Below are 13784 nucleotides of genomic sequence, written 5' to 3'. Positions count from 1 at the left end.
CTTCGCTTCCTTCAAGAACAATCTAATATTTCTAAGCTGTAACATGACAATTGCGGGGGTAATTGCGCCACCCCATCGAATAAGCGCGAGTCGTGTCACAGCATTGTCTTCGCAAATTTGGGAGATCACGGAAGTTTATGCCCATACGTGCTACATCGCTTCTTTTCACGCCGCCGCCCGTTGTGGTACCTACTATGGGCATAGCTACATCGCAACCCAGAGGGTAGGATGATGCGGATCGAAATCGAGCGACCGTTGACGTGGCCGATCCGACCGGTGGAGACCAGCACGGAGCTTGTTGCACCGGGTCCTTCCATATTGGTCGTCGGACAGAACCTCCCCGCGGCCGACCGCGTGCGAGAAAGTTTCCTGCGCAACGGCCACCGCATCCAGGTGACCAGCGACATCGTCCAGGCGCTCGACACTCTGGAGGCCGACTCCTCCATCGGTGTCGTCGTCGTCCAGATGGTGATGCCGCATTTCGACGGGCTGGCGCTTGTCGAGCGCATGCAGTCCTCCATCGGCAGCCGTTCCGTCCAGTTCATCATCCTGGCGTCCGGCGCCCAGGTCGGTGACGTGGTGCGGGCGATGCATCTCAAGGTGGCCGACTTCGTGGACGATCCGGAGGATTTCGGCCGGCTGCACGGCGCTCTGGTGCGGGCGCTGTCCGTCAGCCAGACCACGCGCGAAGCCCCGCCCCACGACGCGGCGCTCGATGAGGCCTACCGGCACGGAATGGCGATGATCGCCGCGGTGAAGGCCCTGCGCGAACGACACAATGCGGCGGCCCCGTCCCCCTTCCCGGGTACGCCGGCGCCGTCCGCGCCGGCGCTCAGCGTCGTTCCGATGAGCAAGGCGAAGAAACCTCTTCCCGCCCGTCCGGAATCGGACCATGAGCGGTTGCGTGCGCTTCGCGCGCTCCAGCAGTGGCAGGCCTGCCGCGACAAGTTCTTCCCGAAGGATCTCTTCGAGGACCCCTGCTGGGCCATGCTGCTGGATCTGATGACCAACCACCTGCTGGGCAAGCGGATCTCGGTATCCTCGCTGTGCATGGCCTCCGGCGTTGCCCAGACGACCGCCTTGCGCCGCATCTCCAACCTCAAGGGCTGTGGCCTGATCCGCCGGGTGGCGGACGATCAGGACGGCCGGCGGGTCTTCGTCGAGCTGACCGAAGAGGGAATCGCCGCCATGTCGCGCTACATCGCGCACATCCAGTCGATCAATCCGCCTTCGTCCAACTGACCGCCGCAGTTGCCGGACCGAATGGTCGGCCGGTCCGCAGACCGCACCAATGAGGACTGTTTGGGCGTCGACAACCGCGATGCAAACCCGCGAAACTCGGGAAGGCCGGAGAATCTTGAAGCGCGTGGCCGCGGGGGCTGAATGACCGATCGGAAATTCAAGGAATTGATCGTGCTGTCCTCGGCCGATCAGGCCGGCGACGGTGGCCGCAAGCTCCCCGACCAAGCCCCAAGCTCGCGCGATGAGGTGGACCGCCAGAAGATGGCCGAGCGCCTGCGGGCGCAGGGCTGGAGTTATCGGCGGATATCCGAGGAGTTGCAGGTCTCCTACATCCTGGTGGCGCGCTGGCTCGGCGACGGCCCGGCGCAGCAGGCGGCTCGGGTCGCTTCTGTTTCAAAATCGACATCAACACCGGCGGAAACGCCCGCACCGGCCCCCAAGGGGAAGGCCGCCAAGGCTGCCGCGGCCCGGGCCGCAGCCGCGGCGGACGGCGACAGCGATGTTCTCGCCCTCCAGTTCCAGGCGTTCGAGCAGTATGTCCGCGAGGTCATCGCCACGCTCGACGAGCGTCACGAGACGATGATCGACCGCCAGGACGAATTGATCCGCGCCCTCGACGAGGAGCGCGCCAAGGCGCGTGCCCGCGAAGAGGAATTGCTGGAGGCGCTTGAGGCCGAACGGGCGCGCTGGTCCGAGGCGGAGGAGCGCTTCCGCGCCGAACTGGAGCAATTCAAGGAGGAGATGCGGGCCTCCGGCGGGTCGTCGGCCACCGATGACGACGAGGCCGCGTCGGACGACAACCCGTTCAGTTTCGGCGATGACGACGAAGAGGGGGGCGGTTCCGATCCCTTCAGCTTCGGCGACGACGAAAGCGGAAAAGACCCGTTCAGCTTCGGCGACGATGACGATGCTGAAACAGCTGCGGAGGATCCGTTCGGTTCCGGCAACACTGGGGAAACGGCGAGCGGCACGGATCCCTTCAGCTTCGACGAGGACGAGAAGGAAAAGGAGCCCGGCGAAGAGGATCCCTTCGGGTCCGACGATCCGTTCGCGGCCTTCGACACCGACGAGGATTCGTCCGAAACGGAGCAAAGCGCGACCGGAACTGCGGACGATCCGGAGGACGGGGCGGCTGAGACGGAGACGGCTGAGGACGAAGACCCGTTCAAGGCTTTCGAGGATGAAGCCGCAGCCGACGACACCCCGCCGGTCAGCGCCGACGCCTTCTCCTTCGACGAGGAGCCCGAAGCCAAGGAACCGGAGCCGGAACCCGAGCCGCCCAAGAAGCGCAAGGGGCTGCTGTTCTGGCGGCGTTGATATTGGCGGCGTTGAGGCTGGCGGCATCGATGGAGGGAGGCCCGCCCCATTGCGGGCTCCCATCCGCCGCCCACCTGAGCGGCGGGGACCTTACCCCACAGTGATCCAGGCGCAGAGAATCACGTAGGCGATCGGGAAGACGATGACCGAGATGCGGTCCAGCCTGACGGCCTTCGCCGTGTCCCGCTCGTAGATCATCAGCGACACCGAACTCTGCAGCAGGCTGAGGAAGATCAGCCCCATCGACGCCATGTTGATCTTGTCGGACAGCGTGAAGCCCGTGCTGTGTGGAAGCTCGCCGGCGACGATGAAGTAGCTGGCCACCACCGCGAACAGCGCACCGATGCCGAGACCGAAGCGGGGGTCGAGGTCGATCGGCTTGACCAGGAAGGCCAGGAAGGCGACCAAGCACGAGATGAAGATCGTCGAGAAGGTCTTGAAATAATAGATCGTGTTCGGCCGATCGATCTGCACCTCCTGCACGAAGCGCGAGAAGCGCGACTCGTGCGCCTTCGGCAGGGAAATATCGCCGTAGTTGGTGCGGTAGGTCTTCTCCGAGATGCCGGCCGTGGTCTTCGTCACGTTGTAGCCGGCGATGTCGATGTCGGGATTGACCTCGGTGTTATCGGTGTCGGCGACATAGACCAGATTCTCGACCGTGCGGTCGTTGTCCTCGATCTCGATGCGGATCGACTGCTTGTCCAGCGGGAAACGGCTGATGTCCCAAGCTTGGTTGAGCACGGCATGGACACGGGCCGAGACATAATTCTGGTCCTTGACCTTGCGCAGCGGCGTCGGCTCCTTCGAGCTGATGGTGCCGTTCATCACCTCGAAGGAGTCGAGCGGATTGAAGTCGTCGGCATCCCAGCGGAACCAGACATAGAAATCCACGGTGACCTGCTTTTCCTTCAGGTTCAGTCCGGTGATCTGGTTGATGTAAGTCCCCACGACGACCTTCTGCGGCTCGGCACGCGCTTCGTCCGCCACCATGGCGAACAGACCCGTGAACAGCAGAAGCGCGAACGCCAGCAGACTCCTAAACATCGCAAGTCCCCCCTTTCCGGCCCGATCAATGTTCGAGCGCGTGGCTCTTCTTGACCATGTAATCCATGAAGGCGAGCAGCAGACCCGACACAACGAAGGTGCAGTGGATGGCCACCAGCCACATCAGGTCGCGGTCGGACACCGTCCCGACATGCATGAAGGTCTTCAGCACCTGGATCGACGAGATCGCCACGATGGAGGCGATCAGCTTCACCTTCAGGGCGCTGAAATCGAGCTTGCCCATCCATTCCGGACGGTCCGAATGGCCGGCCACGTCGATCTTGGACACGAAGTTCTCGTAGCCGCTGAAGATCACCATCAGCACGAGGTTGCCGACCATGGTCAGGTCGACCAGCGCCAGGACGACCAGGATGACCTCGGACTCGTTGCCGCTGGCCAGCTTCGGAAAGGCGTGGACGAATTCGACCGCGAAGCACCAGCCGATCATGCCGAGTGCGCCGACCAGCCCGAGGTAAAGCGGCGCCAGCAGCCAGCGGCTCTGGAACATCGCCATTTCAAGCCAATGTTCGATATGCTTCGCCGGACCGCGGGGAGCCTGGATCGGAGCGCCGGCCGGAAGGTCCGCCGGAGTGATATGAGCGTGTGTCATTCTTTCTTTGCCACCTTGATTTCAGCCGGGACGTTCTGCGGCTGGCCGTTCTTGTAATGGACGTAAGTCATGTTGAGTTTGGTGAAGGACAGCGAAATCGTCTCGTCGCCGCTGTTGTCGCCGCTGCCATTGGCGGAGACCGTGTAGGACGTGACGTGGACATCGGTCAGCACGATGGTCATGAATTTGTCGAAGCTGATCTTGCCGCCGTCGATGTCCGACTGGCTGGCCGACACCTGGGTGTCCATCGGCCGCAGGAAATAGATCGTGGCCTCGGCACCCGGCACCGGGTCGGCGAACGCCGCCTTCAGCAGCAGCGGCGAGGCCATGTCGATGGATTTGCTGAGGTCGATGCTGTCGATGCCGACGGTGCGCCGCTTCGCCTGGGGCTTCACATTGGCGTAGTTGTCATGCATCGCGGCGATGCCGTAGACGTCGTAGTCGTCATCCTCCACCGCCGAGCCGTATTCCAGCGATCCGGCGTCGTTGGAGCCGGTCTTCATGTCGAACTTCGAGCAGAAGATCAGGTTGCTGTAGCCCTGGAGCAGCGAATCGCCGGCAATGCCCGGATATTTGAGAAGAATGCGCATCGTGGATTCACTCGTCCTTCAGGCGCAGCACGGAGAACATCCGCCCGACCTCGCCGCGGTCGCCGAGCAGGTCCGCATAGAGTTCCGGCAACGAGAGCTGACCCCAGGAGGCCGCGCGCCGCACCAGATAGGAGGTCGGGCTGTGCGGCTCCTCCTTTTCCAGATAGTCGGCGATCTGCCGGAGCATCCCGTAGGCCTCCTCCCGATTGCGCGGCCCGCCGGTCCAGCCGGCGCCGGCCGGACGGGCCGCGGCATCGGGGGCCGCGGCGGCGTCGCCGGCAGCGGCGTCTTCGGGGGCCGCCACGGGTGCCGCCGGCTCGAGGGCGACACCGCGTTTGCGCAGGACATCCTCCTGGAACCGGCACAGTTCCTCGACCGTGCGCTTGAAGCGGGAGAGGGCAGGAGCGTTGCGGCCGGCGAGCCGGTCCAGTCTCGCGTCCAGCGCCTGCGCCGCCGCTTCGGCCGCCTTCAGGCTTTCACGCTGGGCGAGATAGAAGTCCGAAGGCGTCTTCTCGACATCCTTCACGATCCGCTCCACCGGCACCTCGCCATCGGCGATGGCGGCCTTGTAGGCGCGGGCATCGCGGCCGGCCAGCTTGCGCAGGCGCTGGGCGTTCTGCCAGTCCTGCAGCCGGAGCCCCGATTTGGTACCCTGTTCCGGCAGCGCGATGGGCATCGCCAGCAGATCGCGGGCCAGCCGTTCGTCCAGCCACAACAGGGGCGCGAAGCGCGCCTCCATGTCGCCGTCCTCGTCGATGCGTGGGTAGAGCCCGTCCCAGAATGTTTCGGCAAGGCCGGCGAGCATCGAGAGGCCCGGTGCGATGGCGTACGGCCCATGCTGCTGCACCAGCGCCTGGACCAGCCAGACGGCGATCTGGAGATCCTTCGAGCGGGTCGCCAGCAGCTCGGTGGCGCCGGCCGCGACGCCTTTCCAGTCAGCCCGCTTGACGTCGTCGGTCTGCCAGATCCCCTTGTCGGTGTCGTCGTCCATGCGCCGCGCCTCGGCCAGCGCGTCGAACTCGGGCTCGTAGCGGATGTCCTCGCCTGCCGGAAGATCTCCCGGGATCGGCGCGAGAATCCGTTCGATGTCGATGAGAGGGCGTTCGGCGGTCTGCGTGTCGGTCATGGCGTTGACTGAAATCCGTTCGTTGACACGTCAGTAGACGCGCTGGTTGGCCGGCCGCAGCAGCGGCGGCACGCCCGGCGGCGCCTGGAGGTCGAAGAAGGCGCGGTCCGTCGGGTTGACCGGCTGACCGCCGAAGCCGGCCGAAGGGAAGCCCGTCAGCCCTGCCGGGGGTGTGGCTGGAAAACTCGGGGAAAAGCTCGGCGGCACGGCCGGTGGGTAGCCCGGCCGCGGCATGCCGCCGGCCGATGCCAGCAGCGGCGCCGACGACGGAAGCTCGGGCAGCGCCACCTTCTCGTCGCGTGGCGGCTTGCCGTCGGTCACGATTGTCCGCTTGGCGCCCAGCGCCATGAAGACCCGCGTGTCCGGCCGCTTCGCCTCGGGCAGGGAGGGCAGGCCCGGCGTGCCGGGACGCAGGCTCGGGCTGAGGGAGACCGGCGCATCGCGGCCGGCCTTGTCCTCGACCTCCCTGCCCTCCCCGTCCCTGGCGGTCGGTACGGGCTTGGTCAGCGCTTCGAACAGGAGGACCGTATCGGCATTGGTCGGCCGGTCGCGCTGCGCGGCATTGTGCTGGCGGACCAGCGCGAACAGCGCCCAGGGCCCCTCATAGGCAAAGGTGAGCGTCGCTTCGTCGACGGCAGACGACGCACCGATGCCGCTGACCGGAACGAGCTTGCCGTCCTTAGCCCAGCGCAGCGAGACAGCAACGCGGTCGCCGGGGTACCAGCGCAAGGGCGAGCGCGCACCGATGTTGGCGATGGTGCCCGCCGGGGTGGACAGCTTCCACTCGATGATGTTGGTGCCGCCGGCCTCGCGGCCACGGTTGACGCGGAAGGTCGGGTCGAGCAGCAGTCCGCCGGACTGGTCGGTAACGGTGGCGGCCGTCAGAGCCGGCTTCGCCAGCGCCATCGTTTCCATGAAGCGCAGCGCGTCATGGCCGGCGGTGCCGAGGCGGGTCGAGCGGCGCAGCCCCTCGATCACATAGCCCTGGCGGGCATCGAAGGCGTCATAGAAGGCCCGCACCGTGGAGACGTCGGCCTGGCTCTCGCCGACCGGACCGAACGGGAAGCGGCCGGCCAGCGAGGCGTTAAAGGCGGTCGCAAGCTCGGCATAGCCCAGATAGACGCGCTGGTCGACCATCAGGCGGCAGCGGTCGGCGATGGACTGCTTCAGCTCGTTCAGGCGGCTGGCGAAGAAATCGCCGGCCTGCGGGTCGAGCTGCGCCTTATCCCAACAGTTGGTGGCGTCGATGGCGGCCACGTCGGTGGTGACGAACTTCTCCAGGGCAGCCAGCGTGCTGTTCGGACGGCCGCCCTCATAGCGGTCGAACTCGGCGACGATGCGCGACCATTTGGCCGAGAGACCGGAGGCCGCGCCACCGCCCATGACCGGCTTCTCCAGGATTTCGACCACCGGCGCCGCGACCTCGCGGGTCAGCGCCATCACCTCCTGCCGCGCATTGCCGAGATAGAGGGCCAGCGCCGTGGGACTCTGCTGGCCGAACAGCTGGGCTGGAACCAGCGGACCGTCGATCCAGGTGTTCAGCGACCGCGCATCGGGGCGGTAGAGCTGGTCCTCTTCCAGCATGCGGTCGGCCTGGGCGAGCACGGCGTTGGCCTGCCGTGCGACGATGTCGCGGATGGCGTCGGCCGGCGTGGCGAGGCCGATCTGCCGGAAGCTCTGCATCGTCTCGGCCAGCACCGGGAAGGCGAGGCGCAGCGAGCGCGCGGACTCGCGGAGCTGCGTCAGCCCGCCGGCACGGTCGATGGTCCCGCCGGCCGGCGTGCCGGACAGGGCGCGGGCAAGAACCTGCTCGACACCGCGGCGGAGCTGGTGCTGCGCCGCGGCCCGCATCGAGGCGCGCAGGATCTGCGGGGCCTGCGGCAGCTCCTTGGCGTCGAAGAGCAGATAATCTTCCAGCAGCGGCGGGATCGTCTCCAAGGCCGCGCGGTCCCAGCCGGCGCGGTTGGTCGGAGCCGCCGCAGAAGCCGCCATGGTGCCCGACGCCTCGCCGGAGCGCATGAAGCGGCGCGCCGACCAGACGCTGAGGGTCTGGCGGAGGCCTTCGGCCGCGGGCGACAGACGCGGGGCGCCGGTCGGTCCCTGGACCAGCAGCCGGCCGATCACCGAGTCCAGCGATTTTCCGCCCGACCCGGCCTCATCATAGCGGCGCTGCGCCAGCTCCATGATGTCGGCGCGCAAGCCGGGGCCGAACAACTCCGACTTCTCCAAGCGGGTGAGAAGGGTGTCGAACTCGGGCGGCAGCACCGGTCCATCGGTGCCGATCCAGGCGCCGCGCTCCATGTTGAGGCCGCGCGCGGCCTCGTCCAGGCTCCCCAGCACCTCGGCATAGGAGGTCGCGGCATCGGCGCCGGTGCGGGCTCCGCCGGCGAGCAGTTCAAGCTCGTTGGCGGCGACCGACAGACGGGCGACAGCGAGGCCGCTCATGGCAAGTTCGCGCAGATAGGCGTCGGCGAACTGGCGGAAGCGGCGCGTCACGTCGCCGCGATAGGCCGACAGGTCGATCGGCCGCTGTGCACCGGGACCGGGGGCCGGGATGGCACCGCCCGACGGCGGCACGTCGACGCCCCAGCCATGCAGCCTTGAGGAGAAGCCGCGCGCCCCGGCGGAGCCCAGCGAGAATTCCAGCGCCTCGTCGAGCGGCATGTTGGCGTCACGGGAGTCGACGGTGTTGTAGGCCCTGGCCAGGCCTTCGGCGATGCCCACCTCGGCGGCGAAGGCGCGCAGGCGGTCGAACTCACTCGCACCGATCTGGACGCGGAGCGGATCGCGGGCCAGCCGGCGCAGCCGGTCCTCGGCGACATCGCGCATGGTCGCCAGCGTCAGCCGGCGATAGCCGACCGCCAGCGCACGGGCCACCTCGTCCGGCACGCCGCTGATCCAGGCGGCCGGCAGCGGGTTGAAGGGCAGATCCTGCGGCAGGGTCGCCATGCCCTGGACGAACCGTGCGGCTGCGTCGGCATAGGTCGCCGGCAGCGGCGCGCCGGCCTGGTTGGCGGCGCGCTGGTCGGACAGCTGCTGGAGGTTGGCCGGGATGTCCGACAGGATCGGCACCAGCTGGTCCGACAGCGTGTTCACCCGGTGCACGCCCATCCACAGCAGCAGGATCGCGGCGGCGGAGGCGACGGCGGTGCCGACCGGCCAGGCATGGCGGCGCAGGGTCCGCGTCGCGGCGAAGGCGCGGGTCGGCTTGGGCAGCCCCGCCTCGGGGAAGATCTTGCGGTTCAGCAGGTCGCGGCCGAAGACGGCCGGCGTCTCCGGCGCCGTCCGGCCGACGAAATACAGGCCGCGCACATACAGGGTTTCCTGATAGGCGGTGCGCTTGAAGGCGGTGCCGAGCATGGCACGCAGGGCCGCCTCCGTCCCGGTCAGCCGGTCGGTCAGCGCCACGATCTGCGCTCCGTCTTCCCGGGCTGCCGCGCCGAAGACTTCGAGCTGGAGGGCCAACATGCCGGCGGCGACGGACTGGAGCGCCTCGCCGACGACATCCGGGGTGAACACCGTCTCCAGCGCGTAGGGCGACGACCAGCCGAGCATGCCGTCGCGCAGCGGCTCGGGCAGTGCATCGGCCAGCAGCGGGAAGCCGGGAATGGCGTCGCAGCCGGTGACGACCACATAGACCGGCAGCGCAAGCCCGAGCGTGCGCTGGATTTCCCACAGGCGGGCGTAAAGCTCGGTGCCGCGCGCGGCGGCGCGGCGGACGTCCTCGAGTTCCTCCAGCGGAATGGTCAGGATCACGCCGTCGGCCGGCATCATGACGCGGTGGCGGGCGAGCTGGTCGAGCACGCCTTTCCAGGCCACGCGGGCATCGTTGATGTCGATCACCACCGCCCGGTCGTAGAAGCGCCAGTGGAAGCCGAAGGGCCGGTCCTTGGACTCCACCGGCGGCCTGACCTCCTCGGCGCAGGTCAGCAGGCCGCCGTCGTCGCCGGGGACGACGCCGGTGCGCAGGTACCACGGCACCAGATAGACGTTGCGCGACAGGGTCTCGCGATAGGCGGCAAGGCCCTCGCGGAAGAGGCGGCGGAGGTCGCGCCCGCCGACGATGGGCAGCGCCGCGGGCACGCCCGGCGTGCCGGGCGCCCCGCCGGGATCGGCGCTCTCGGGTGCCGGCAAGGCCTTGACCTCGGGCGGCGGCTCGGCCGGCCGGCGGCCGGCGCGCAGCAGGATTACCGCCATGACGGCGATGATGACGAGGACGACCAGCAGAAGCGCTGCGAAGAACCAAAGCTGGTTCTGCGCGATGCCCGTCAGGACGGTGCCGAGAATATCCATGGTGCCTCTCCCCGTCCCCGGCTCAGCGCGTCACGCGGACGGACGCCTGCATCACCGCGTCCGCCGCACTCGACAGGTTCGCGGTCGTCACCCACCACATCGCCTGACCGACGACCAGCCACGCACCGGCCAGGGCGGCCAGCACGACGGGCCAGCGGACGCCGCGCGCCAGCGTGCGCATCTGCCCGTCGGTCATGGTGTGGGCGTAGGCGGACGGGATCAGCGTGCGCCCGGCCGGCAGCAGGCCGGGGGCAAGCTCGGACTCGCGCCCGGCGATGAATTCGAAAAGGCGCGCGGAGATGCTGCGCAACTGCACGGCACCGCCGGGCTCGCGGTAGCGGCCCTTGAAGCCCAGCCCCAGCAGCAGCAGGTACACCGCGGCGAGCTGCGACAGCCGGCGGTCGTTGCTGGCCAGCAGCGCCTCCATGCGGTCGAAGACGCGCTCGCCGGCAAGCCGGGTGCGGAACAGCGCCTGCTCCAGCAAAGCGGAGCGCCAGACCTCCCGCCCGTTCCACTCCACGTCATGGATGAACAGGTCGTCGGCCAGCGCCGCCATGGCGTATTGCGCCTCGCGGTACTGGCTGATCATCAGTTCGGTGCCGGTGCGCGCGACCTGCGCCGCCTGGGCTTCCAGAAAGTCCTGCAGGCGGCGGATGACGATCTCCGCATCGGGTTCGAGGGACAGCGCCGGCATCGCCGCGCCCATCCCGGGCCGGTTCGCGAAGCCGGCCGGCGCATGCATGGCCGACAGGGCGAGCACGTCCTCGTTCAGGAAGGCCGGCAGGCTTTCGGCCGCCTCCGCCCCGGACCCGGCGGCAGCGGCGGCAGCGGGACGGCCGGCGCGGATCGCCGCGCGGTGCTGCTGGATCTCGCGGGCGAAGGCGAGGAAGTGATCGACCAGATCCCGGCGGTGAAGCATCGTGCCAATCCTCAGCTCAGGCCGTGACGAACAGCGTGATCTCGGCGGGCCGGAAGCGGCTGCCGATGCTGTCGGGGTTCCAGATCTCCAGCCGCTCGCCGGGGACGATGTAGCGGGGGTCCACCACCACCTCGAACGGCACGACGCCGCGCGGTGCGGCAACGCCGGATTCGCCGCTGTCGTCCAGCGCGATGCGGTCGGCTCCCTTCACCCGCAGGCCGGAGAGCGTCTCCAGCTTCGAGTGGGAGGCGACGATGCAATTCTCCATCCAGGCGGCGACCTCGCCCACGGTCGCGGCGGCCGGGCCGCGCACGCCGATGACCAGACGGCCCTTCAGCCAGGCCTCCTCCATCACCAGACCGAACATCCCGGCCTCGAAGGTGAAGGGGATGCGGGCGACGCCCTCCTTGACGCGGTCGATCATGCGCAGGATGAAGTCGCGCACCTCGCCATAGGCCGACATCGGGTCGTCGTGGTCGTAGCGCGACAGCTTGGCCGGCACCGCGCCGTTGGCGAAAGCCGAGAGATGGCCGGCCAGCGTGCACAGCGACAGGTAGACGTCGAAGGGATGGCAGACGCCGACGGCGAGCTGCGCCTCCAGCGGCGGCAGTCCGGTGACGAGGCTGCGGATTTCCGTGCGGGCGGCGTCGGCCAGCTCGGTCGCGGCGTTGCCTGTGCCGACGCCGGAGCGTTCGGCCAGGAACAGCGCCTTCTCGCGCACGCGCCGCACGATCTCACCGCCCAGCCGGCCGAGCGCCGAGTTGGCGGTCACCGACAGCGTCGGCGGCACGAAGTCGGTCAGCACGAAGGCGTCGTTGCGGAAGGTCGCCTGGGCCACCGGCATCGACACGAATTTCTGCGGCGGCTTCTGGTTGGGGCCGGTGGTGGCGAACAGTCCCAGGCGCGGGCGCAGGCGGGCGATGGCCACCTCCTCGCCGCCGTTGAGGTCGGGAACCGGACGCCCCTCCACCGAGAGGAAGCGGGAGATCTCGCCGGGACCGGGCGCCCGGTCCGCCAGAGCCTGCGGGATGACCAGATGGATGGTGATCTGCGTCTGGCCGACCGGGTCGGCATAGGCGGAGATGTCCACCTCCAGCGGTTCGCTGCTGTCGCCGGCATGATGGACGATCAGCCCGTCGGGCATGATCGCCTCCAGTTCGCGGATGCGCACCAGACCGGACACCAGATTGACGCGGTCCACCTGGAAATGCACGACGCCCCAGTGGAAGGGACGGGCATGGCCGGCATGATAGGTCAGCAGCCGCTCGTTGCGCAGGGCCTGCTGCTGGAAATGCTGCGGGGCCAGCAGCATGCCGTCGTGCCAGGCGATGGCCTCGGGAATGTCGCGTGCCTCGGTCATGCCGGCCTCCGGTGAATGGCGGAAACGTCAGGGAGCAAGTTCGACATCCTTGTCGCCGACGGAGAGGGAAAGCGTGCGCGTGTCGGGCACGCGCAGGCGGTGCGGTCCGAGGGTGGCGTAGTTGGCATAGACGAGGATCGCCCAGGCCGCTTCGCGGTCCGACGGAAGCTGGGCGTCGAGCTTTTGGCCGGGCACCAGCTCCCAGCTCGCGATGTCCAGGGTCGAGGGGTGGTCGCGCCGGTACTGCTCGCGCTTGGCGAACCAGTCGGCGGCGGTGAGGGCGGTGAGCTGATCGACCAGCGCCTTGTCGCGGATCGACACCACGTCGATGGCGACCGGCGTGCTGTCGTTGGCGGCGGGCGCCACGGTGAACGACACGGTGTTCAGCCAGGCCGCCGGCTTGTCGGCACAGGCACCGAGAAGCAGAAGAAGGGCCAGGGGGAAAGCGAGGGCAGCATGGGAACGTCGAAGGGACATCAGGACCGTCCTCCCGGCTCGGCAAGGGTGACGACGGTTCCGGCGACGCCGCTGGACCGCTTGATGGCGTCCGCGGCGGCGGTCGCCTCGTCGGTGGTGGCGAAACGGCCGCTGCGCACGGCATAGGGTGTCGTGGCCCCGCCGTCGGGCGTGTAGGAGACGGCGGCGGAGACGCCCCGCTGGCCGGCGGCGTCGGCGAAGCTCTCGGCATTGGCCTGGCTGGCGAAGCGGCCCAGCTCGACCGCGAAGCTGCGCACGGGGGCCGGATCGCCCGCCTTCGCCCCTTGCCCGCTCATCTGATCGAGCCCGTTGAACAGACGGTCCTCGACGCCGTTCTCGACGCCGTAGGACAGCTTGCTGCGCGCCTGGAAGGAGGCTCGGTTCACCGACTTGGCCACCGGAGCGGCCATCCAGGACGGAAGGAAGCGGCCGGCGGCGGCGAGCGTGCCGTGGGCGACCGGGTCCAGCACGCTCTCCGCCACGCCCGAGACGGTGTCCGCGGCACGGTCGGCGGTGGCCTTGACCGCCTGTTCGGTCTCGAACCGGCGCGAGATGGAACTCATGCCGACGGTGTCGGCGACGCCGGCAAACCGGCCTTCGCCAGCCGGGGCGGCGGCAGGGGCAGCACCAGTGGCGGGACCAGTGCCGGCGGCGACCTGCGTGGCCGGCCCCGGACCCATCGTCGCCACGGCGATCCCGACGCCCAGCAGCACGGCGACAACCATGAGCACGACAACGCCGATGGCCAGCCCGGCCACCTGTCCCCGCCCCAGCGTAATCGTCGTCATCGCCATCGCATCCCAAGC

Annotated in this window: 11 protein-coding genes; 2 read left to right on the top strand and 9 right to left on the bottom strand. The window is 68.4% G+C overall.

The features are described 5' to 3' along the window. Positions 1 to 228: 228 nt before the first annotated feature. Together TSH64_RS31975 and TSH64_RS31970 are read left to right on the top strand one after the other, a co-directional pair. A complete protein-coding gene (locus tag TSH64_RS31975; protein WP_109451229.1) occupies positions 229 to 1242 on the top strand; it encodes a response regulator in 1014 nt (337 codons plus the stop codon). Positions 1243 to 1383: 141 nt separating this feature from the next. Beyond that, positions 1384 to 2559 (top strand): helix-turn-helix domain-containing protein, encoded by a 1176-nt coding sequence (locus TSH64_RS31970; RefSeq protein WP_109451226.1) that lies wholly within the window; start codon positions 1384 to 1386, stop codon positions 2557 to 2559. Between the two features lie 90 nt (positions 2560 to 2649). Here TSH64_RS31970 and TSH64_RS31965 read toward each other — a convergent pair whose 3' ends face one another. From TSH64_RS31965 to TSH64_RS31925, 9 genes are read right to left on the bottom strand one after another with little or no spacing between them, the layout of a single operon-like run. Next, positions 2650 to 3603, bottom strand: coding sequence for a hypothetical protein (locus TSH64_RS31965; protein ID WP_109451224.1), 954 nt, complete (start codon positions 3601 to 3603; stop codon positions 2650 to 2652). A 25-nt stretch (positions 3604 to 3628) separates the two neighbouring features. Beyond that, positions 3629 to 4213, bottom strand: a complete 585-nt coding sequence (locus TSH64_RS31960; protein ID WP_109451222.1) for a TIGR00645 family protein — start codon at positions 4211 to 4213, stop codon at positions 3629 to 3631. Beyond that, positions 4210 to 4803 (bottom strand): type VI secretion system tube protein Hcp, encoded by a 594-nt coding sequence (locus tag TSH64_RS31955; RefSeq protein WP_109451220.1) that lies wholly within the window; start codon positions 4801 to 4803, stop codon positions 4210 to 4212. The genes TSH64_RS31960 and TSH64_RS31955 overlap by 4 nt, the downstream gene beginning before the upstream one ends. Before the next feature lie 7 nt (positions 4804 to 4810). Next, positions 4811 to 5929, bottom strand: a complete 1119-nt coding sequence (gene tssA, locus TSH64_RS31950) for a type VI secretion system protein TssA (RefSeq protein WP_109451218.1) — start codon at positions 5927 to 5929, stop codon at positions 4811 to 4813. 30 nt (positions 5930 to 5959) lie between these two features. Continuing rightward, positions 5960 to 10222: a type VI secretion protein IcmF/TssM N-terminal domain-containing protein gene (locus tag TSH64_RS31945; protein WP_109451215.1), complete on the bottom strand. Its 4263-nt coding sequence runs from the start codon at positions 10220 to 10222 to the stop codon at positions 5960 to 5962. Positions 10223 to 10244: 22 nt separating this feature from the next. Beyond that, the gene (locus tag TSH64_RS31940) at positions 10245 to 11141 is read right to left on the bottom strand and encodes a DotU/TssL family secretion system protein (RefSeq protein WP_247873265.1); all 897 of its coding nucleotides are present in this window, start codon (positions 11139 to 11141) and stop codon (positions 10245 to 10247) included. 16 nt (positions 11142 to 11157) lie between these two features. Beyond that, positions 11158 to 12501: a type VI secretion system baseplate subunit TssK gene (gene tssK / locus TSH64_RS31935; protein ID WP_109451213.1), complete on the bottom strand. Its 1344-nt coding sequence runs from the start codon at positions 12499 to 12501 to the stop codon at positions 11158 to 11160. A 27-nt stretch (positions 12502 to 12528) separates the two neighbouring features. Next, positions 12529 to 12978: a hypothetical protein gene (locus tag TSH64_RS31930; protein ID WP_109451211.1), complete on the bottom strand. Its 450-nt coding sequence runs from the start codon at positions 12976 to 12978 to the stop codon at positions 12529 to 12531. Continuing rightward, positions 12978 to 13766: an SPOR domain-containing protein gene (locus TSH64_RS31925; protein WP_247873264.1), complete on the bottom strand. Its 789-nt coding sequence runs from the start codon at positions 13764 to 13766 to the stop codon at positions 12978 to 12980. The genes TSH64_RS31930 and TSH64_RS31925 overlap by 1 nt, the downstream gene beginning before the upstream one ends. Positions 13767 to 13784 lie beyond the last annotated feature (18 nt).

Origin of the sequence: Azospirillum sp. TSH64, assembly GCF_003116035.1 — a bacterium.
Classification (GTDB): domain Bacteria; phylum Pseudomonadota; class Alphaproteobacteria; order Azospirillales; family Azospirillaceae; genus Azospirillum.
The sequence above is the reverse complement of the archived record's forward strand: the minus strand, read 5'-3'. Positions and strand labels throughout refer to the sequence as shown.

Coding starts and splice junctions, on each gene's coding strand:
- TSH64_RS31925 (WP_247873264.1), bottom strand. CDS start 13,766: ATGACGACGATTACGCTGGGGCGGGGACAGGTGGCCGGGCTGGCCATC.
- tssA (WP_109451218.1), bottom strand. CDS start 5,929: ATGACCGACACGCAGACCGCCGAACGCCCTCTCATCGACATCGAACGG.
- TSH64_RS31945 (WP_109451215.1), bottom strand. CDS start 10,222: ATGGATATTCTCGGCACCGTCCTGACGGGCATCGCGCAGAACCAGCTT.
- tssK (WP_109451213.1), bottom strand. CDS start 12,501: ATGACCGAGGCACGCGACATTCCCGAGGCCATCGCCTGGCACGACGGC.
- TSH64_RS31965 (WP_109451224.1), bottom strand. CDS start 3,603: ATGTTTAGGAGTCTGCTGGCGTTCGCGCTTCTGCTGTTCACGGGTCTG.
- TSH64_RS31930 (WP_109451211.1), bottom strand. CDS start 12,978: ATGTCCCTTCGACGTTCCCATGCTGCCCTCGCTTTCCCCCTGGCCCTT.
- TSH64_RS31955 (WP_109451220.1), bottom strand. CDS start 4,803: ATGCGCATTCTTCTCAAATATCCGGGCATTGCCGGCGATTCGCTGCTC.
- TSH64_RS31975 (WP_109451229.1), top strand. CDS start 229: ATGATGCGGATCGAAATCGAGCGACCGTTGACGTGGCCGATCCGACCG.
- TSH64_RS31960 (WP_109451222.1), bottom strand. CDS start 4,213: ATGACACACGCTCATATCACTCCGGCGGACCTTCCGGCCGGCGCTCCG.
- TSH64_RS31970 (WP_109451226.1), top strand. CDS start 1,384: ATGACCGATCGGAAATTCAAGGAATTGATCGTGCTGTCCTCGGCCGAT.
- TSH64_RS31940 (WP_247873265.1), bottom strand. CDS start 11,141: ATGCTTCACCGCCGGGATCTGGTCGATCACTTCCTCGCCTTCGCCCGC.